Annotated in this window: 12 protein-coding genes, 1 tRNA gene and 1 other RNA gene; 6 read left to right on the forward strand and 8 right to left on the reverse strand. The window is 66.3% G+C overall.

The window, feature by feature from the left end; genetic code table 11:
* The first annotated feature begins 762 nt into the window (after positions 1-762).
* From AC6CHY_RS10470 to AC6CHY_RS10480, 3 genes are all read left to right on the forward strand, one after another.
* On the forward strand, positions 763-2643 hold the full coding sequence (locus AC6CHY_RS10470) for a BCCT family transporter (protein ID WP_498226667.1): 1881 nt from the start codon (positions 763-765) through the stop codon (positions 2641-2643).
* 83 nt (positions 2644-2726) lie between these two features.
* Positions 2727-3620, forward strand: a complete 894-nt coding sequence (gene purU, locus AC6CHY_RS10475; RefSeq protein WP_498226752.1) for a formyltetrahydrofolate deformylase — start codon at positions 2727-2729, stop codon at positions 3618-3620.
* Positions 3621-3645: 25 nt separating this feature from the next.
* The gene (locus AC6CHY_RS10480; RefSeq protein WP_498226668.1) at positions 3646-6138 is read left to right on the forward strand and encodes a GcvT family protein; all 2493 of its coding nucleotides are present in this window, start codon (positions 3646-3648) and stop codon (positions 6136-6138) included.
* Here AC6CHY_RS10480 and recR read toward each other — a convergent pair.
* The 5 genes from recR to AC6CHY_RS10505 all read right to left on the reverse strand — a co-directional run bounded on the left by recR (position 6135) and on the right by AC6CHY_RS10505 (position 13004).
* Positions 6135-6797: a recombination mediator RecR gene (gene recR / locus AC6CHY_RS10485; protein ID WP_264269865.1), complete on the reverse strand. Its 663-nt coding sequence runs from the start codon at positions 6795-6797 to the stop codon at positions 6135-6137. The two genes, AC6CHY_RS10480 and recR, sit on opposite strands and share 4 nt — an antisense overlap.
* 110 nt (positions 6798-6907) lie before the next feature.
* On the reverse strand, positions 6908-10450 hold the full coding sequence (locus AC6CHY_RS10490; RefSeq protein ID WP_498226669.1) for a DNA polymerase III subunit gamma and tau: 3543 nt from the start codon (positions 10448-10450) through the stop codon (positions 6908-6910).
* Positions 10447-11367 (reverse strand): tRNA glutamyl-Q(34) synthetase GluQRS, encoded by a 921-nt coding sequence (gene gluQRS / locus AC6CHY_RS10495; protein WP_498226670.1) that lies wholly within the window; start codon positions 11365-11367, stop codon positions 10447-10449. The genes AC6CHY_RS10490 and gluQRS overlap by 4 nt, the downstream gene beginning before the upstream one ends.
* Positions 11368-11427: 60 nt before the next feature.
* Positions 11428-11524, reverse strand: an RNA gene (ffs, locus tag AC6CHY_RS10500) — signal recognition particle sRNA small type.
* Between the two features lie 67 nt (positions 11525-11591).
* Positions 11592-13004 (reverse strand): HNH endonuclease signature motif containing protein, encoded by a 1413-nt coding sequence (locus AC6CHY_RS10505; RefSeq protein ID WP_498226671.1) that lies wholly within the window; start codon positions 13002-13004, stop codon positions 11592-11594.
* 333 nt (positions 13005-13337) lie between these two features.
* Between AC6CHY_RS10505 and AC6CHY_RS10510 the strand changes: the two genes are divergently transcribed.
* Positions 13338-13422, forward strand: a tRNA-Ser gene (locus AC6CHY_RS10510).
* 151 nt (positions 13423-13573) lie between these two features.
* Positions 13574-14350, forward strand: coding sequence for a response regulator transcription factor (locus tag AC6CHY_RS10515; RefSeq protein WP_498226672.1), 777 nt, complete (start codon positions 13574-13576; stop codon positions 14348-14350).
* Here AC6CHY_RS10515 and AC6CHY_RS10520 read toward each other — a convergent pair.
* The 3 genes from AC6CHY_RS10520 to AC6CHY_RS10530 form a co-directional block, all read right to left on the reverse strand.
* Positions 14347-14745: an Hpt domain-containing protein gene (locus tag AC6CHY_RS10520; RefSeq protein ID WP_498226673.1), complete on the reverse strand. Its 399-nt coding sequence runs from the start codon at positions 14743-14745 to the stop codon at positions 14347-14349. The genes AC6CHY_RS10515 and AC6CHY_RS10520 overlap by 4 nt on opposite strands.
* Positions 14746-15069: 324 nt before the next feature.
* Positions 15070-16839, reverse strand: a complete 1770-nt coding sequence (locus AC6CHY_RS10525; protein WP_498226674.1) for a sensor histidine kinase — start codon at positions 16837-16839, stop codon at positions 15070-15072.
* A gap of 101 nt (positions 16840-16940) precedes the next feature.
* Positions 16941-17966, reverse strand: a complete 1026-nt coding sequence (locus AC6CHY_RS10530; protein WP_217388813.1) for an isopenicillin N synthase family dioxygenase — start codon at positions 17964-17966, stop codon at positions 16941-16943.
* A gap of 180 nt (positions 17967-18146) precedes the next feature.
* Here AC6CHY_RS10530 and AC6CHY_RS10535 point away from each other — a divergent pair, with 180 nt between their 5' ends.
* Entirely contained in the window at positions 18147-18446 is a 300-nt protein-coding gene (locus AC6CHY_RS10535; protein WP_217388812.1) for a type II toxin-antitoxin system VapB family antitoxin, read from the forward strand.
* Positions 18447-18454: the final 8 nt, after the last annotated feature.

Raw genomic sequence — 18454 nt, forward strand, 5'->3', positions numbered from 1 at the left:
CCGGTTGCCACCCGTGCGACGTCGCGAGTGCGCCCGGCATGACCGCGTGATCTGACTTCGATGGCATTCGTGCCCGGCGTCCCCCGTGCATGGGCCCCGACGCACCTTCTGTGCTGCCCCGGATCCGGCAGGCGCCCGGATCGTTGCGGCCAACTTCCGGACCTGGCCGGGTCCGCCTGGACCATCCCGCAGGAATCGCAACGCGCTGCAATGGAGGCCAACGGTTTGGATTGCGCTAGACGCAACAAGCGTCATTTAGCGCAATTCACACGTATTACGCCATTGCGTTAATCCCGGAGCAGGGGGCCCGAAGGCAGTCGTGGGGCCCCATTTGGCGCCCAAGGCAGTGATTCAAGGGGTAGGCCGCGTGAACGAAACCCTTGACTTTACAAAGTGAGATGCGCCACTGTTGTTGCTCAGGACGCAGTCTGTTGATCATTGCGAGACACTCTTCGTCATCTGGACCACCTGACAAACCACCGAACGGGGATGGACGCGCGATGCATGAAGCCTGCACCTTGAGCCATGCGGTCCCTGCCGACGGCCTTCGCCCGGATAGCGCATCCGCGAATGCCCTGTTCCCGTTGTTCGACTCGAAGTCGAGGATGCGGCCGGGAGTGCCCGACATCCGCCCTCGGCGCCGGATCTTTCCCTCGCGCAGCTTCCGCCCCGGATAGCGTCCGGCAAGGGGCACACCGCCTCGGCCCACGGCACCACCTGGCTCCACTGACGATTCGCATCCCCCAGGCAAAGGACTACCCCATGGCAGTGAACACCGACGAAACCCTGTCCGAAGAACCGGAGGGGCCGGATACCTACCTGGCCGAGGACCCTGACGCATTGCACCAGCCACCGGACGACACCGCGATCCTGCAGGAGCTGAAGGACAGCGAGTCGGAGCGGAAATCCACCCGGATGATCGCACGCCTGCCCGAGGGGCTGGACAAGGTCACTTTCGGCGTTGCCGGGGCCTTCGCCTTGGGGTTCGTGGTCTGGGGTCTGGCCAACACCGCTTCGCTCTCGGCGGCCTCCAACGTGGCGCTCTCCTGGGTCACCGAGAACACCGGGTGGTTCTTCGTCTCGCTGGCCTCGTTCTTCGTGGTCTTTGTCCTCTGGCTGGCCCTGGGCCGGTTCGGAAACATCCCGCTGGGGCGCGACGGGGAAAAGCCCGAGTTCCGCACCGTCTCCTGGATCTCCATGATGTTCAGCGCCGGCATGGGCATCGGACTCGTTTTCTACGGGGTGGCCGAACCCCTTTACCACTATGTTTCGCCGCCGCCGGGAACCGTCGAAGGGAGCACACCGGAGGCCATCCAGACGGCGATGGCGACGTCCATCTTCCACTGGAGCATCCACCCCTGGGCGATGTTTGCGGTGGTCGGCATCGCGATGGCCTACTCGACTTTCCGGCTGGGGCGCCGGCAGCTGATCTCCTCCGCCTTCACCTCGTTGTTCGGCCCGCGCGTCGAGGGACCCGCAGGCAAGATCGTGAACATCCTGGCGATCTTCGCCACGCTCTTCGGCACCGCCGCCTCGCTGGGGCTTGGAGCCATGCAAATCGCCAGCGGCATCGAATTCAACGGCTGGGTCGGCCATGTCGCCTCGCCGGTGCTGGTCGGCGTCATCGCGGTGCTGACTGCCTGCTTCGTGATCTCTGCCGTCTCGGGGATCTCCCGCGGAATCCAATGGCTTTCCAACATCAACATGGTTCTGGCCCTGCTGCTGGCGGTGCTTGTCTTCGTGCTGGGTCCGACCTTGCTGATCCTGAACCTGGTTCCCTCGGCCATCGGCGACTTCGTCCGCGACCTGCCCTCCATGGCCTCGCGCACCGAGTCAGCCGGCGATGAAGCGGTGCGCGAGTGGATGTCGGGCTGGACCATCTTCTACTGGGCCTGGTGGGTTTCCTGGGCCCCGTTTGTGGGCATGTTCATCGCCCGGATCAGCCGCGGACGTACCATCCGCCAGTTCGTCACCGGCGTGCTGCTGGTCCCGTCCTTGGTCTCCGTCATCTGGTTTTCGATCTTCGGCGGTGCCGCCTTCGACGTCCAGCTCAAGGCCGAGGCCTCCAACGGTGCCACCGGCTCGATGGTGGACATGGTCGACGGGGAACCCTCCATCGATTTCGAGGGCGCCATGTTCGACCTGATCCACCACCTGGGCGCATCCCCGGGCGTCACCCTGGCCATCGCCATCCTGGCCATGGTCCTGGTCGGCATCTTCTTTGTCACCGGGGCCGACTCCGCCTCGATCGTGATGGGCTCGCTGAGCACCAACGGGCGCCTGGAACCCTCCAAGCGCGTGATCGTGTTCTGGGGAGTCCTCACGGGTGCGGTTGCAGCCATCATGCTGCTGGCCGGCGGGGACGACCCCGGGGAGGCGCTGAACGGACTGAAGAACATCACGATCGTCTCCGCGCTTCCCTTCGCCGTCGTCATGTTCATCCTGTGCATCGCCCTGGTCAAGGACCTGCGCCGCGACCCGCTGGCACTGCGCAAGAAGCTGGCCGACTCGGTGGTCGAGAGGGCCATCCGCAGCGGAGTTGACGAACACGGCGGGGTGCCATTCGAGCTGGTCACCAGGCACGACTGCACCGACGCGTGTGCCTCCGGGGACCAGTGTCCGGGCCGGGGCGCCGACTCGTGACACTCTTCCGCGAGGCACACATCACCACCAACCCATCTCAATCCACCTTTCAGCGAGCCAAGGGAGCAAACACCGTGACCACCATGACCCACGAGCAGCCAGTGACCGTCGATGCCACGCACCCGCGCAGCGTCCGCTTCGTCCTCACCCTCTCCTGCCCCGACAAGCCCGGCATCGTGCGGGCCGTGACCGGATTCCTCGACGATGCCGGCTTTGACATCGCCGAGCACCAGCAATTCGACGACCATGTCGGAGGCAGGCTCTTCCTGCGCACCGCGCTGGCCGGAGGGGACCCGGACGTCACCGCCGGGGAACTGGAAGCGGCATTCGGGGAGCTGGCGGGGCAGTTCGACATGGACTTCGCATTCCACGACGGGCGCGCCCAGCGGGTGCTGGTCATGGTCTCGAAGTTCGGGCACTGCCTCAACGACCTGATCTACCGCTGGCGGACCGGCACGCTCGGTGCCGAACTGGTCGGCGTCGTGTCCAACCACGAGGACCTGCGTCCCATGGCCGAGGCCGCCGGTCTGCCCTTCACCCACATCCCGGTCACCGCCGACACCAAGCCCGCCGCCGAGGCCCGGCTCCAGGACGTCATCGCCGACCACCGGGCGGACGTGGTGGTGCTCGCCCGCTACATGCAGGTCCTCTCCAACGAGCTGACCGCCGCGCTGCACGGACGGGCCATCAACATCCACCACTCCTTCCTGCCCGGTTTCAAGGGCGCCAAGCCCTACCACCAGGCATACGCCCGCGGCGTGAAGATGGTGGGGGCCACCGCGCACTACGTCACCGAGTCCCTCGACGAGGGCCCGATCATCGAACAGGAGGTGTTCCGGGTCGACCACGTCCCGGACGCAGACGCGCTGGCACGGATCGGGCGCGACGCCGAGGCCCAGGCACTGGCCCGTGCCATCACCTGGCATTGCCAGCACCGCATCCTGCTCAACAACACCCGCACCGTCGTCTTCCGCTAAACACCCCCCGAAAAGGAGCATTTCCATGAACCAAGCACCCCGCGTCGTCATCATCGGGGCCGGCATCGTCGGCGCGAACCTTGCCGACGAGCTGGCGACCCGCGGCTGGGCAAACACCACCGTCATCGAGCAGGGGCCCCTGCACCTGGCCGGCGGCTCCACCTCGCACGCCCCGGGCCTGGTCTTCCAGACCAACGCCTCGAAGTCGATGACCGAGTTCGCCGGCTACACCGTCGAAAAGCTGCTTTCCCTGCAGAAGGACGGCACCTCCTGCTTCAACCAGGTCGGCGGGCTGGAAATCGCCACGACCCCCGAACGCCTGGAGGAGCTCAAGCGCCGCCACGGATTCGCCACCTCGTGGGGACTCGAGTCGCGATTGGTCGATGCCGCCGAATGCAAGCGGCTCTACCCGTTGCTGGACGAGGATGCGGTGCTGGGCGGCTTCCTGGTTCCCTCCGACGGACTGGCGTCCGCTGCGCGGGCCGTGCAGCTGCTCATCGAGAAGTCGACCGCCGCCGGGGTGCGGTTCCTCGGGGACACGACGGTGACCGGGATCGAGCAGGATGCCGGCAAGGTCACCGGGGTGCGGATCGGGGACGACACGGTCATCGAGGCGGATATCGTGGTCTCCTGCGCCGGGTTCTGGGGCCCCGCCATCGGGGACATGATCGGGATGCGCGTGCCGCTGCTGCCGCTGGCCCACCAATACGTCACCACCGACGCGCTGCCGGAGCTGGCCGGGCACAACCCGGCGCCCAACGGCGCCTCCCTGCCGATCCTGCGCCACCAGGACAAGGACCTGTACTACCGCGAGCACGGCGAGCGGATCGGCATCGGCTCCTACGCCCACCGCCCGATGCCCGTGGAGCTCGACACGCTGGCCAAGGTGCCGGCGGATCGGATGAGCGAGCACGAGATGCCCTCGCGCCTTGACTTCACCGAAGGGGACTTCCTGCCCTCCTGGGAGGACTCGAAGGCGCTGCTTCCGGCGTTGGGGGAGCGGTCGATCGAGGACGGCTTCAACGGCATCTTCTCGTTCACCCCCGACGGCGGCCCGCTGGTGGGCGCGGCCCCGCAGCTGGAGGGCTTCTACCTGGCCGAGGCCGTCTGGGTGACCCACTCGGCGGGCATCGCGCGGGCCGTGGCCGAGCTGCTCATCGACGGGCAGTCCTCGATCTCGCTGCACGAGGGCGAGGTGACCCGCTTCGAGGCGGTGCAGACCACGAGGGAATACGTCAGCGAAACCTCCCAGCAGAACTTCGTGGAGATCTACGACATCCGCCACCCGCTGGAACCGCGGACTTCCCCGCGCGACGTGCGATCCTCCCCGTTCCGGGCGCGGCAGGACGAGCTGGGCGCCTTCTACCTGGAATCCGCTGGCTGGGAGCGTCCGCACTTCTTCGAGGCCAACCGGCACCTGCTCCAGTCGCTGCCCGACCAATGGCGTTCCCCGGAGCGCGACGCCTGGTCAAACCAGTTCCACTCCGAGATTTCCGCGGCGGAGGCCCACCGGACCCGCACCGCGGTGGCCATGTACGACATGACCCCGCTCAAGCGCCTGGAAATCACCGGCCCCGGGGCCCTGTCGCTGCTGCAGCGGCTGAGCACCGGAAACATCGCCAAGAAGCCCGGCGCCGTCACGTACTGCCTGCTGCTGAACGCCGACGGCGGGATCCGCTCGGACGTGACGATTGCGCGGCTGGGGGAGGACCGCTTCCAGCTGGGCGTGAACGGCAACATCGACCTCGACTACTTCACCGTGGAAGCGCGCCGGCAGGCGGCACAAGACCCGGCGAGGTGGGCGCACGTCGCGGACATCACCGGGTCCACCTGCTGCATCGGGCTGTGGGGGCCGCTGGCCCGCGAGGTCATGGCCAAGGTCAGCGAGGACGACTTCTCCAACGAGTCGCTGAGGTACTTCCGCAGCAAGGAGGTGGTCATCGGCGGGATCCCGGTCACCGCGATGCGCCTGTCCTACGTGGGCGAGCTCGGCTGGGAACTCTACGCCAGCGCCGAGACCGGGCAGCGGCTCTGGGACGTGCTCTTCGCGGCCGGTGAGGAGCACGGGATCATCGCCGCCGGGCGCGGGGCCTTCAACTCCCTGCGCCTGGAGAAGGGCTACCGGCTCTGGGGCACCGACGTGACCCCGGAGCACCACCCGTTCGAATCGGGCCTGGGCTTCTCCATCGCCAAGGACAAGACGGGCTTTGTGGGTGCCGAGGCGGTGGACGTGCTGCGCAACAAGCCCTCGACGCGCGCCCTGCGCTGCCTGACCGTCAACGACGGGAAGTCAATGGTGCTGGGCAAGGAACCGGTGTACCTCGACGGCGCCCCGGCCGGCTACGTGACGTCGGCGGCCTACGGCTACACGGTGCGCACCCCGCTGGCCTACGCCTGGCTGCCGGCCTCCACGGTGGAGGGCGACCAAGTGGAGATCGAGTACTTTGGCCGCAGGATTCCCGCGACGGTGGCCGCCGATCCGCTCTTCGATCCGAAGATGGAGCGCCTGCGCGGCTAGGAGGCCGACACCGGTTCCTGGGCCGGGAGCGCGGTGCGCACCAGGGGTGCGGCGGGGGCCGCCGGCGCGGTGTTGCGGCGGCCCTCGATGGCGCGGGCGAGGGTGACCTCGTCGGCGTACTCGAGGTCCCCGCCCACCGGCAACCCGGAGGCCAGCCGGCTGATCTTGATGCCCAGCGGGCGCAGCGTGCGCACCAGGTAGGTGGCCGTCGCCTCGCCCTCCAGGTTGGGGTCGGTGGCCAGGATGATCTCGGTGATGCGCTCATCTCCCAGCCGGGCGATCAGCTCGCGGATGTGCAGCTGCTCCGGGCCGATCCCGTTGATCGGGTTGATGGCCCCGCCCAGCACGTGGTACCTGCCGGTGAAGGCGCGGGAGCGCTCGATGGCGATGACGTCCTTGGACTCCTCGACCACGCAGATGATGTCATCGCCGCGGCGCTCGTCCCGGCAGATCGAGCAGGTCTCCGACTCGGAGACGTTGAAGCACACGGTGCAGAACTTCACCCGCTCCTTGACCACGGAGATGGACGTGGCCAGGCGCTTCATGTCCTCCGGATCCGCCTCGAGGATGTGGAAGGCAATGCGCTGGGCAGACTTGGGGCCGATGCCCGGAAGCCTTCCCAACTCGTCAATCAGTTCCTGGACTGCGCCTTCGTACACTTGGATTCACACTGCCTAATCTTGCTGTTCGCTGCAACTATGTTTGCGTGCACCAGACACTACACGCCCGCTCCCACGCTAGATACCGGGCCCGGGCCCGGGCCCGGCGGTCAGCGGGGCCGGTTGGGCCGCTCGATCACGTTGCCGGCGGCGTCGCGTTCCTCGATGATGCGGCCATTGAGGATGCGTTCGATGGCGGGGACCCCGATCAGCGAGGAATCCTCGATCGCGATGTCGTCGTCGCTGGGGACGAACTCCGTGTCATCCAATTCTACGGCCCTGGCCGGTTCCGGGGCGCGCGAATTTTCCTCGGGTGCGGCGGGGCGGGGGCGGGCGAAGTCCGGGGCGTCGTCGGGGTTGCCCCACGCCCCGGCAGCCGGGTCCGTGGCGATGGGGGCGGGCACGGGTGACGGACCTTGGCCGGTGATCCCCGCGGCACGGTTCATCAGCCGCTGGTAGCGGCTGAGCTTTCCGCCGTTGGCCCCGGCGACGGGACCGGCGGGTGCGCCCGACACCTCGACGGTTTCGGCCACGGGTTCCGGAACTGGCATCCCCCAGGTTGCGGCCGACGCGCCGGGGCGCGGGGCCACCGGACGATCGGCAGCGCCCAGCGACGGCGCCGGTGCCACATAGCCCTTGGGGGCGGCCGGGGCCGGGGCGGCCGGGCGCGAGACTTCGCCGGACGCGGGGGCGGGTGCCGCCGGGCCTGCGTCGCGGGCAGGCTCCGCCGTGGAGGTGCCGAGGTCGGCCTCCCAGTCGGGCACGGGGACCGAGGAAGCATCCCAGTCGCCGCCGCCGTCGTCCCACGGCTCCGAATCCCAGGTGGGTTCCGGTCCAAAGCCCGGATCCTCGTCCGACGGGGCCGGCACCTGGACCGGCGGTTCCGTCGCAGGTTCCCTGCGTACGATTTCGGCCGGCGGTCGCGCGGATTCCTGCCGAACGGCGGGTCTTGGGGCCGCGGGCTGCGCGGCCGCCTGCGGCGGGGCTTGGTGGACGACGGGCCTTGGGGCGGCGGGCCGCGGCGCAGCCGGTTCCGCCAGGGGTGCCGGTGCCACCGGTTCGGGTCGGGAGGCAGGCGGTGCCGCATCCGTCACGGTCGCCGGAAGCGGTGCGCTGCCGTGTCCGGGTTGGGTGGAAGCGGGCGCACTGGAGGGGGAGGGGGCGGTGTGCTGCAGTGGTGCGGTTTCAGCTGGACCATTGGTCACCGCCGGCTCGGGCCGGCGATCAACTTTTGGGCCAGAACCACCCGCCGGTGCGGAACCTCCCGCTGCGATGGCCAACTCAACGTTCACGCCGAGCACCTTGTTGATGCTCTGCCCCAGGATTGCCACATTTTCCTGCCGCGCCGTGAACGCTGTCAGTGCGCCGCTGTGCGCGAAGCTGACGGTCAACGTGCGGCCGTCAAACCCGGTCACCGAGGCATTTGGCGCGACCATCATCCAGACGAACTTCTTGTTGCTCTTCAGTTCTTCCAGGATGTCGGGCCATGCCCGGCGGAACATTTCCACCGAGCCGGTGCCGCCGGAGTGCGCCGACGGAGCCTGGCCCTGCTGCAGCTGTGCCTCCGGTGGTTGCTGTTGGCGTGGTGCCTGCTGCTGCGGAGGCATCTGCCCCTGGGTCTGCCCCTGTTGCCGGGCTTGCACCGGTGGCTGCTGGCCTTGCTGGCCGGGGGCTTGCTGCTGCGGTGGCTGGTTCTGCTGCTGCGCGGCGTATGGCTGCGCATGCTGCGGCCGGGCGGAGGCCTGTTGTTGTTGCTGTTGCGCGGCCTGCTGTTCGGCTGCGGCACGTTCCTGCGCCGCGCGTTCCTGGGCGGCGCGCTGTTCGGCTTCCGCCTTTTCCTGCGCCGCGCGTTGGGCAGCTGCCTGCTCGGCGGCAGCACGCTCCTTGGCGGCCTGCTCCTCTTTGACCTTCCTGGCGAAGTCGGCCATGGCCTGGTTCTGCTGGATCGGTGCCGGCTCGGTCGCGGGGGCGGCGGGCTCGACCTCTGCTTCGGCGGCACGATCGGGCAGGATGCTGAACGGCGGAACATTTGCCGGAGGCTGCACCGGGGAGCCCTGGGCAGGGGACACCGGCTCGGTGACAGGGTTGACCGGGGCGTCGGGAACGGGGCCCCAGGTGCCGCCCCAATCGGCGGAGTGCCCGGTGGATTCCTCCACGGAGGGGGTTTCCTCGACGGCTGTCGACGGCGCTGTGGCGGCCGGGACGGATGCCTCGGCAAGATCGGGCCCGGCCAAGGCCGGTTCCGGTGCAGGTTCGGATGCCTGGGCGGCCTCCGGCTCGTGGACCGTCGAGGCGGCAGGCACTGCTTCGGGTGCGGACGGTGCCTCGGGTGTGCCGCCCTCCTTTTGGGCCCGGGCCGCACGCAGCGCCTCGCGCACTGCCGCCGCACCTTGACCGGCGTTCTCACCCTCGAATCCGGAGGCGCCCGGCGAACCCCCGGCGTGTGCGTATTCGCCGTCGCCGGACGGCGCCGGCGGAAGATCGCCGCCGGCATAGGCCAGACGACGCTCGACCCGGTCCATGCGCGCATTGAACCCGCGCTCGGTGGCATCGGATGCCGGAAGCAGCAAGCGGGCGCAGAGCAGCTCGAGGTGCAGGCGCGGCGACGTGGCGCCGGTCATCTCGGTCAGTCCGGCATTGGTGACGTCCGCCCAGCGGCTGAGCTCGGCCTGGCCAAGCCCCGCTGCCTGGGCGTGCATGCGCTGGAGCTGGTCCTCGGGCAGGCCGCGAATGATCTGGGAGGCGTTTTCGGGCACCGCGCGCACGATGATTAGGTCGCGGAAGCGCTCAAGCAGGTCCTCGACGAATCGTCTCGGGTCGTGCCCGGTCTGCACCACGCGGTCCACCGCCGCGAACACCGTTGCGGCGTCGCCGGCGCCCAAGGCGTCAACCACGTCGTCAAGCAGCGAGGCATGGGTGTAGCCGAGCAGTGAAACTGCCAGCTCGTAGTCCAGGCCGTTGGGCCCCGCTCCTGCAATCAGCTGGTCGAGCACGGACAGCGAATCGCGGACGGACCCGCCGCCGGCCCGGATGACCAGGGAAAGCACGCCGGGTGCCACCTCGACGCCCTCGGCGGTGCACAGGTACTCGAGGTACTTGATCAGCGGCTCGGGCGGCACCAGCCGGAACGGGTAGTGGTGGGTGCGCGAGCGGATCGTGCCGATGACCTTGTCCGGCTCGGTCGTCGCGAAGATGAACTTGATGTGCTCCGGCGGCTCTTCGACGATCTTCAGCAGGGCGTTGAAGCCGGCCGAGGTGACCATGTGGGCCTCGTCGATGATGAAGATCTTGTAGCGGTCGCGCACCGGTGCGAAGGTCGCGCGTTCTCGCAGGTCGCGGGCGTCGTCGACGCCGCCGTGGGAAGCCGCGTCAATCTCGATGACGTCAAGGGAACCCGGGCCGCCGCTGGCCAGTTCGATGCAGCTGGGGCAGGTGCCGCACGGGGTCGGCGTCGGTCCCTGGGCACAGTTCAGGCAGCGGGCAAGGATGCGGGCGGATGTGGTCTTGCCACAGCCGCGCGGACCCGAGAAAAGGTAGGCATGGTTGACCCTGTTCTTTTCCAGGGCCGTCATCAGCGGTGTGGTGACATGTTCCTGCCCGATCACGTCCGCAAAATTGTCTGGACGGTAGCGACGGTAAAGAGCTGTACTCACGATGGCCACCCTATCGTTTTTCCGGTGCCAAGCGCATTCGGATCAGTTGTGAATACCCACGGGTCGGTGGGCAGCGATGTTGGTTCAAAGGCATCCAGTGCGGCGTCCAGCGAGGCGGTGGGCAGTCCCAACGAGGCCAGGATCATGCTGCGCGCCCCATCGGCGTCGATGCCCAGGGCCGCAAGTTGGGCCAGTGTGACCGCGCCGTCCCGCTTGGCCAGGCGCTTGCCGTGCGAGTTCAGGGCAAGCGGGACATGGGCGTAACCCGGGATGCCGTAACCGAGCAGTTGCGCCAGGTACGCCTGCCGCGGGGCAGAGGAGAGCAGATCGTCGCCGCGGACGACCTGGTCGATGCCCTGGAGTCCGTCGTCGACCACCACTGCCAGGTTGTATGCGGGAACCCCGTCGCTGCGGAGCACCACGAAGTCGTCAACTGCCCCGGTGTATGTGCCGTGCAACTGGTCGGCGACGGCGAAGGATCCCACCTCGGTCCGGAGCCGCAACGCCGCGGGGCGCAGTTCGCGCTTCGCGGCGCGTTCGGCCTCGGTGAGATCCCGGCACGTTCCGGGGTAGGCCCCGGGGGCGGCGTGCGGCGCGCTGGCAGCCTCGGCGATGTCGCGCCGGGTGCAGAAGCATTCATAGAGCAGTTCACGGGCCCGCAATTCGTCAAGCGCGCCGGCGTAGTGTCCGGATCGTTCGCTTTGCCTTACGACGTCGCCGTCCCATGAGAGGCCGATGGCGGCGAGGTCGGCAAGCTGGAGCTCCTCGGAGCCGGCACGTGCGCGGTCAAGGTCCTCAATCCGCATGAGGAACGCCCGCTCGGTGGACCGGGCAAAGAGCCAAGCCAGGATCGCCGTGCGCAGATTTCCCAGATGCAGGTCCCCCGAGGGGCTTGGGGCGAACCGACCGGCACCCATGGAATACTCCCTTTCGACTCCCGGATCCGAGGTGAATGGGTCAACGATCCCCGGGCAAATAGTAAAGGCCCCTCATGCACCTGCCAGAGCCCATCTACCCTTGCTACCTTCCGGTCCTGGGGGAGTTCAACAGGATGACACCACATGAGGGGCCGACAAGTAGTCTACCCGAGGTAGGGCCTTGGCCCGAAATCCGCGCCCCTTGGTCCGCCCGTCTAGCCGGATCACGGCTTCGGTGAATCGTCCGGAAACCCCGGGACGCCTTCGGAATCGTCCCAGCCCAGCAACCTCTTGGTCTGCGCGTCGATCGAGGTTCCCGGCAGCATCAACTGGACCGGTGGCGGATTGGGCCCCAGCGGACGTGGGTAAAGCAGCCCATCTGGCAATTCCAGCTGGGTCACCCCGTGGGGAGTGCGCCATTGCAGCGATCCGTTGCCCAGGTAGACCGCCTGCCAGCCCAGCACGTGCTTGTAGATCTGGTGCCTCTTGCACAGTAGCTGCGCGTTCTGCACCGACGTCCCACCGCCGGCCGCCCAGTCGTCGATGTGGTCGAACTCGGACAGCTCCGGGGCCCGCCGGCAGCCGGGAAAGCGGCAATGCTCGTCACGCACCCGCAGAAAATCACGCAATGCCTTCGAGGGCTTGTATCGCCTGCGGCCCAGGTCGAGGATCGAACCCGTCCACGGATCGGTGAGAATGGGCTTCAGGGAGGGCGCCTTGGCGGCAAGGCGCAAGGCAATCCCCAACGGAATCGGGCCGTATCCCTCGAGGTTGGCAACGCCGCGTTCCGGGTTTGTCAGTAGCTCCAGCGCCGGAATCGTCAGCCCCACAAAGAGCGGGGGCTTCCTCTTGACTTGCCCCGGCCAGCCGTCGACCAATGAGTCCCGGAAGACATCGGCCCGCAACTGGCCCAAGGGGCGTTCCTGTTCGCCGGCAAGCAGCAGGTTGGCGTGGGCCGAGACGGTGTTGTAGATCGACAGCACGTCCTCGGCCGGCAGGTAGGCCTGCAACACAGCCATCCCGTCCTCTTCGGGCCACCACATCAGCGAACGCCCCATTTCGGCCCGCGTGCGGCGGTCCGCGGCCGGTTGGGGGTGTAGTCGCTCCCGTGCCCGCTTGATCCGCAAGGCCATCGAGGCATCGGAGGCCGAGGTCGCCGTGGGCAGCGTGCTCGCCTCGATTTGCCGGGCGGTCGCGCGTGGGATGCCGCGAGTCTGTTTGACGAGTGTGGCCGCGGTTCGTGAGGTGATGTTGCCGGCGTACAAGGCGAAGAGGGATTCCTCATGCACGTACCGCAGGCCCTCGGCGATAGTCAGGCGGTTGAACGCCGAGCGCTCGGAGGTTCGGGTGGCCAAGGCGGCCTCGGCGACAAATGAGGAGCGGTTCAAGTCCTGGTCCGCCCGGGAGAGTGGATAGCCGTGCTCCTCGATCTCGCGTTTGTAGTCAAAGAGCGTGGGGTTTTCCTCCGAAAGCGGGGTGGGCATTCCGCGCTGCACCATTTCGCTGGTGTCTGCCAACAGCGTCGATTCCAGCCCGTCGATCATGGCCCTGATCCGGCCGAGCTCACGGAGCTGCCCAAGTCCCTGCGCCGGGGTCCGGGGACACTGGGAGGATGTGAGCTTCGTAACGGCCCTCATGAGTGGATTTCGCTCCAGAAAACCCTCCACGCAGGCCGTCCAGGCACCGTCCAATCCGGCGTAATAGCGTAACCCCGCCTGCGGCACGCCACCGCCCTCGGGTCCCATATTGCTCTGATGAGCCGCGAACTTTCCCATAATCAAGTACAGCCCGGCGAAGCCATGGGCGGTCCGGGTCAAGTGCCGCCTGTGAATCGGGGGCGTCCCTGGCCCAGGGATGTGCGGATGAGTGCTTCAGTGACACGGAATGGCTAAATCGATCCGCTCCTCACGCATCGATTAGTTGTCACCGAAAATGTCCGCTATGCTGGAACCTGCTCTTTGGAGCAAGCTGGAGGATTCGCCTAGCGGCCTATGGCGCACGCCTGGAACGCGTGTTGGGTTCACGCCCTCGGGGGTTCAAATCCCCCATCCTCCGCGGATACGGAATCGGTCTTGACTTGAGAAATCTCGTCAAGGCCGATTTCGTTTAAGCAGCGCCTATAAGCTGGAAAATCGTTAGACTAACGAATATGCCCTTGGCGAGCCACCTGATTCGCCGATTGGACTCAGCTTAAGAGGTGAATGTGGTGACCAAACCCCGTACCGCAGTTGTCGTGGAGGATGACGCCGACATCCGAGGATTGCTCGAGGTCGTCCTGCAGCAATCAGGATTTGATGTGCACTCCACGGACTCCGGGGTTTCGGGTGTGGAAATGGTTGAGTTCCACGATCCCGATCTGGTGACCTTGGACATCGGCTTGCCGGACATTGACGGATTCGAAACCGCCCGCCGGATCCGCACGATCTCGGATGCGCACATCCTCATGTTGACGGCGAGGGCCGATGAGATCGACACTGTTCTGGGTCTGGAATCCGGCGCCGACGAATATGTCACCAAGCCATTTCGCCCCCGCGAACTTCGCGCCAGGGTTGATGCGATCATGCGCAGGCGCACGGCGCTCCCCACGGTTCACCAGGGTACAGTGCCGGTCGAAAACCCGTCGGGCGCCGAAACCGGTGCCCCCGACGACACCGACCATGTGCGCACCCTGAATGGGTTGGAGATGAATGTTGCCACGTATTCGGTCCACGTTGGCGGGGACACTGTAAACCTCACGCCGACCGAGTTCACCCTGCTTGATTTGCTCCTGGGAGCCCGCGGGCACATTCGCACCAAATCCGAATTGGTCAGGCGGCTGCGGGATGAGGACTCGGACGCCGGGACTTTCGTCTCGGCGGCGGACGAGCGGTCCGTGGAGGTGCACGTGGGGAACCTTCGGCGCAAGCTGGGGGATTCCGTCCAGGAACCGCGCTGGATAGAAACAGTGCGCGGCGTGGGGTACCGATCGGTGGCTAGGCGCTAGACGGACTGACGGTAGGCACCCAGGGCATGCTCGGCGAAGCCGGGTTCGGTCAACACCATCAGGATTGAGTTGCCGGCATGCTCAATGCGGCAAATAAATTCGCCTTGGAGAGTTGTGTCGCCACCCCGGAATGCCGAGTGCAGCTGGACGGACAGCGCTGCCAGGTCGTGGGCGCCGGCCATGGTCGCCGCCGATTTCAAGGAGAGTGCCGCATCCTCGCCACCTGCCGCGTCATTGGACGCGAGCGCCTTTCTGAGCCGTGCGATACGCGTGGGCCATAGCGAACGAAACTGGGCGATGAATTCGTTGACGGACTCCGGCCCGACTTCCGAGCACAGCTTTCCCAGGGTTTGCGCGCACACTGCGGCGTCAGGGGAAACGGGCTCCAGTTTCATAACATCATCATGACGTGCGAAGCTCACGATCCGGCCCCAAATATGCTCAAGGGAGCCTCAAGGAATGCCGCGGAATCTTGAGGATAGTCTGCGCCAATATTGTTTTCGATTGGATGGAAAATTGATGTCGGCAGGGAATAGTGTTCGTTATCCGGTAAGTGAATCCACCAGTCTCCGCCGACGAGACGAGGGGAGGCGGCCAGACCGGATGCCAATACAGGGTTCTTCACTCGCTTCATGGGGGCGTGAGTGGACATGACGAACCAGGCAAAGTGTGGGTTTCCGGTGCACCGGGAGCCCACACTTTGCCCTTAACGCAAGCAGTCAGCGTCGCGAGTCCGGATGCATTGTCGGGAATCCGAGGCGCCGGGAGGAAGGCTTCGAGCCGCCGCCAGCATCCTTGCGCGGCAGGATGACGGTCATTGTTGTTCCCTCTCCCAGTTCGCTTTCGACCGCGATATGCCCGCCGTGGGCCTCGACTAGCTCATGGCTGATCGCCAACCCAAGCCCGACGCCCGGAAGCCCGGAACGTCGGGCCTCCTCCGAGCGGAAGAATCGGGTGAAGAGGCCCTTCACGTCGGTGGCGGACAGGCCGCGCCCGGTGTCGGCCACCCGCACCGAGATTTCCTTGCTGTTGCAGTTCATGTCCACGGTGACGGAATCCCCGGCGCTGGAATACTTGATGGCGTTGGAGACGAGGTTGTCGATCACCTGGCCCAGTCGCAGCGCATCGCCCAGCACCGGTTCGTGGCACATGTTCCCCTCGATCAACTCGATGCCGGCAGATGCTGCACGCGGCCGCATGGATTGGAGCTGGCCGTGGATAACCGAGCCCAGGTCGATGGTGGCGATATTGACCTGGTGCTGGCCGGCCGCCGCGGTGAGCAAATCGTTGACCATGTGCAGCAGGCGCTCGGTGTTTCGGGAAAGGACATCCATTGATTGCCGCTGGTCCTCGGTGAGTCCCGGGTCGTCCTCGAGCAATTCGAGGTAGCCGAGGATGGAGGTCAGCGGAGTGCGCAGTTCATGGCTAACGTTGGCCAGGAACCGGTTCCTGGTCTTTGAGGCTTCGATGAGCGGCGTGATGTTCTTGAACATGGTCACGGCCCCGTCGTATTCACCGTCCTCGTTAAAGAACGAGCGGGCAGAGGTCGAGAGGTACATCGGGTCGTCGAGCGGGCCCAGGGCAAACAGCTCGTCGGTGAATTCCTCTTGGCGAATGGAACGGACGACCGGCCGGTACTCGGGGTCCAGCAATTCCGGTATCGGCTCGTAGGCTCCGGATACGGCACGAACGAGAAGCTGGGACTCATCGGGGTCCGGGATTCCGGGCGGGGTGGCGTGGCGGTGCTGGAAGCGCTGGACATCGTTCATGAACAGGTCGTGGCCGTCGCGGTCCACCACCACAACGCCGACGTTGGCCGCGTTCAGCACCGCATTGAGGAGGCGGGTTTGGCGTCGGCTGGTGGCCAGCGTGGCTCGCAGCTGTCGTTCCGCCAGCGCGGAGTTGTGCTCGACAATGACGGTGGTCGTGGCCAGGGCGAGAATGGTCAGCGGGATTAGCAGGGGCTTGGCCATGGCGTCCAGGGAGAACGGGATGCCGCGGTGCCAGAGTTGCAGCCAGATGGCCGCCAGCGGCACCAGGAAAGAGAGCACGAGCGTCAGCCGCGGGACAAAACCCGACCACGCAAACCAAAAGACCGGGAAGGCAATCAGCAGGGACACCCCGTTGAGCCACGGGTAGGCGCCAGTAGCCATCAAGGTGGCCGAAATCAGTCCCAAGGCCGGAATGACCAGATACGTTTGCTCCGGCCCGATGGACTTCCACGGGATGGTCCACGCCAGAACGCTGTTGAGAAGCGTCAGCAGCACCCCGGCAACGAAGAGCCGGTCCCCGAAGATCTCCGTCGGGGAAGTGACGAGTGCCAGCAGGCATGCGGTGGCCACGGCGATGAGCATCGGCGCCTGCGACCACCCGACCTTTCGACGCAAGGGCAACTGGGAAAATGGCACTCCCTTGGTGATGATGCGGGGGAATAACGACGACAACCTACCAATTGCATGGTGCTGGTTGCCCGTTCGTGCGGCGCTCATGGACACCAGCTTAGTGACTGATTGCCTGATCAGCATCGAAATGCCACGGGGCGGGCAAGACGGTCCCAGGACCGCCCTACCCCGCCCCGTGGGCGGACGCGCTACTTCACCAGATTTGGGTAGTGCGCCTTGGCGGTTTGCGGGTGGGCGCGCAGCCAGCCCTTCAGGACGTTGGCGCCGTAGGACGCCAACATGGGGTTGTGCGGGTCGTCGGAGACGCCGCGGGCATCGGCAGCGAGTTTCTCCGGCAGCGGCACGGTGCCGATGACCGAATCCAGGCGGGGCGAGTAGAAGAAAGGCACCGAGTAGCGGTCCACGCCGGCCGGGGGAGCGATGACCCGGTGAATGGTGGCCATCAGGTAGCCGTTGGTCGCGACCTCGAGCATTTCACCGATGTTGACCACGAGCGCGCCTTCGATCGGATCCACGGAGATCCACTCGTCCTGGCCGTAGGGCTTGACCTCAAGGCCGCCCACGGCATCCTGCAGCAGGAGGGTGATGAAACCGTAGTCCGCGTGGGCACCGACGCCCTGGGTGCCCGCCTCGGGGACGATGCCGCCGCCGACGTAATGCACGAGCTTGCCCATCCACGCCGGGCTCTGCGCGAACGGCTCATCGAAGTACTCCTCCGGGAGGCCCAGGCCCACGGCCAGGGCCGAGAGCAGCTCGGCCCCCACCTTGTTCATCAGGTTTGCCCAGTCCATGGCCGCAGATTCCAGCCGCGGGAAATCCTCCGGCCACTGGTTCGGCCCCTGCAGGTTCAGGTAGGGCGCGTCGGCGGGGACGTCGGTGAGGACCTCGCGTTCGGGTCCGTAATCAATTTGTTCGCGCGAGTCGGCACGGCCGCGGGTGATTTCGGCCCCCAGCCGGGTGTAGCCGCGAAACTGGGGCGAGGTGCGGTTGTCCAGCTTCAGCTTCTGTTCCACGGGGAGGGCGAAGAAATCGGCCAGGGTCTTGAGCAGGTTCTGTGTCGTGCCCGGGCCGGCGCCAAAGCCGGTGATCTGGAAGAAGCCCACACGGTGGGCCGCGTCACGCAATGCAGTAATGAAGTCTTCATCAAAAGTGCCATCGGCGCGACGTGCGGTAGACATGTCTAGGACCGGAACGGTGGTGAGAACTGTACTCATGGTTCAAGAATGCACCCGGGTGGCCGGTTTGTGACAGCGAAAGTTACTTCACGTTCCGTACTGTGAATCCATGCGTCCTACCCCTTGACGCGGGCCCCAGGGTCACGTACCCGAGGCGCGACGCGCACAAATATCGGCCAATCGCCCCAATAGGTGCTCGAAGTTTCCTAAGCTGGTCAAGTGATCTTCAAATCTGTCGGCGATTCCCGGCCATATCCGGAACACGGTTACGTGACTCCCAAGGACTGGGCCTCCGTCGCGCCCATGCAAGTGCGACTGGACGAGCTGGTGACCACCAAGAGCACCCTGGACCTTGCGGCACTGCTCGCCGAGGACTCGACGTTCTTCGGCGACCTTTTCCCGCACGTTGTGCAATGGAAGGGTACCCGCTACCTGGAAGACGGATTGCACCGCGCCGTCCGCACGGCCCTGCACCAGCGTTCAATCCTGCACGCACGTGTGCTCGTGTTGGAAGACTAGGGGACAGG

This window comes from Paeniglutamicibacter sp. GQ140 (assembly GCF_059759235.1).

Coding starts and splice junctions, on each gene's coding strand:
- AC6CHY_RS10470 (WP_498226667.1), top strand. CDS start 763: ATGGCAGTGAACACCGACGAAACCCTGTCCGAAGAACCGGAGGGGCCG.
- purU (WP_498226752.1), top strand. CDS start 2,727: ATGACCCACGAGCAGCCAGTGACCGTCGATGCCACGCACCCGCGCAGC.
- AC6CHY_RS10480 (WP_498226668.1), top strand. CDS start 3,646: ATGAACCAAGCACCCCGCGTCGTCATCATCGGGGCCGGCATCGTCGGC.
- gluQRS (WP_498226670.1), bottom strand. CDS start 11,367: ATGGGTGCCGGTCGGTTCGCCCCAAGCCCCTCGGGGGACCTGCATCTG.
- AC6CHY_RS10505 (WP_498226671.1), bottom strand. CDS start 13,004: ATGAGGGCCGTTACGAAGCTCACATCCTCCCAGTGTCCCCGGACCCCG.
- AC6CHY_RS10520 (WP_498226673.1), bottom strand. CDS start 14,745: ATGAAACTGGAGCCCGTTTCCCCTGACGCCGCAGTGTGCGCGCAAACC.
- AC6CHY_RS10525 (WP_498226674.1), bottom strand. CDS start 16,839: ATGAGCGCCGCACGAACGGGCAACCAGCACCATGCAATTGGTAGGTTG.
- AC6CHY_RS10530 (WP_217388813.1), bottom strand. CDS start 17,966: ATGAGTACAGTTCTCACCACCGTTCCGGTCCTAGACATGTCTACCGCA.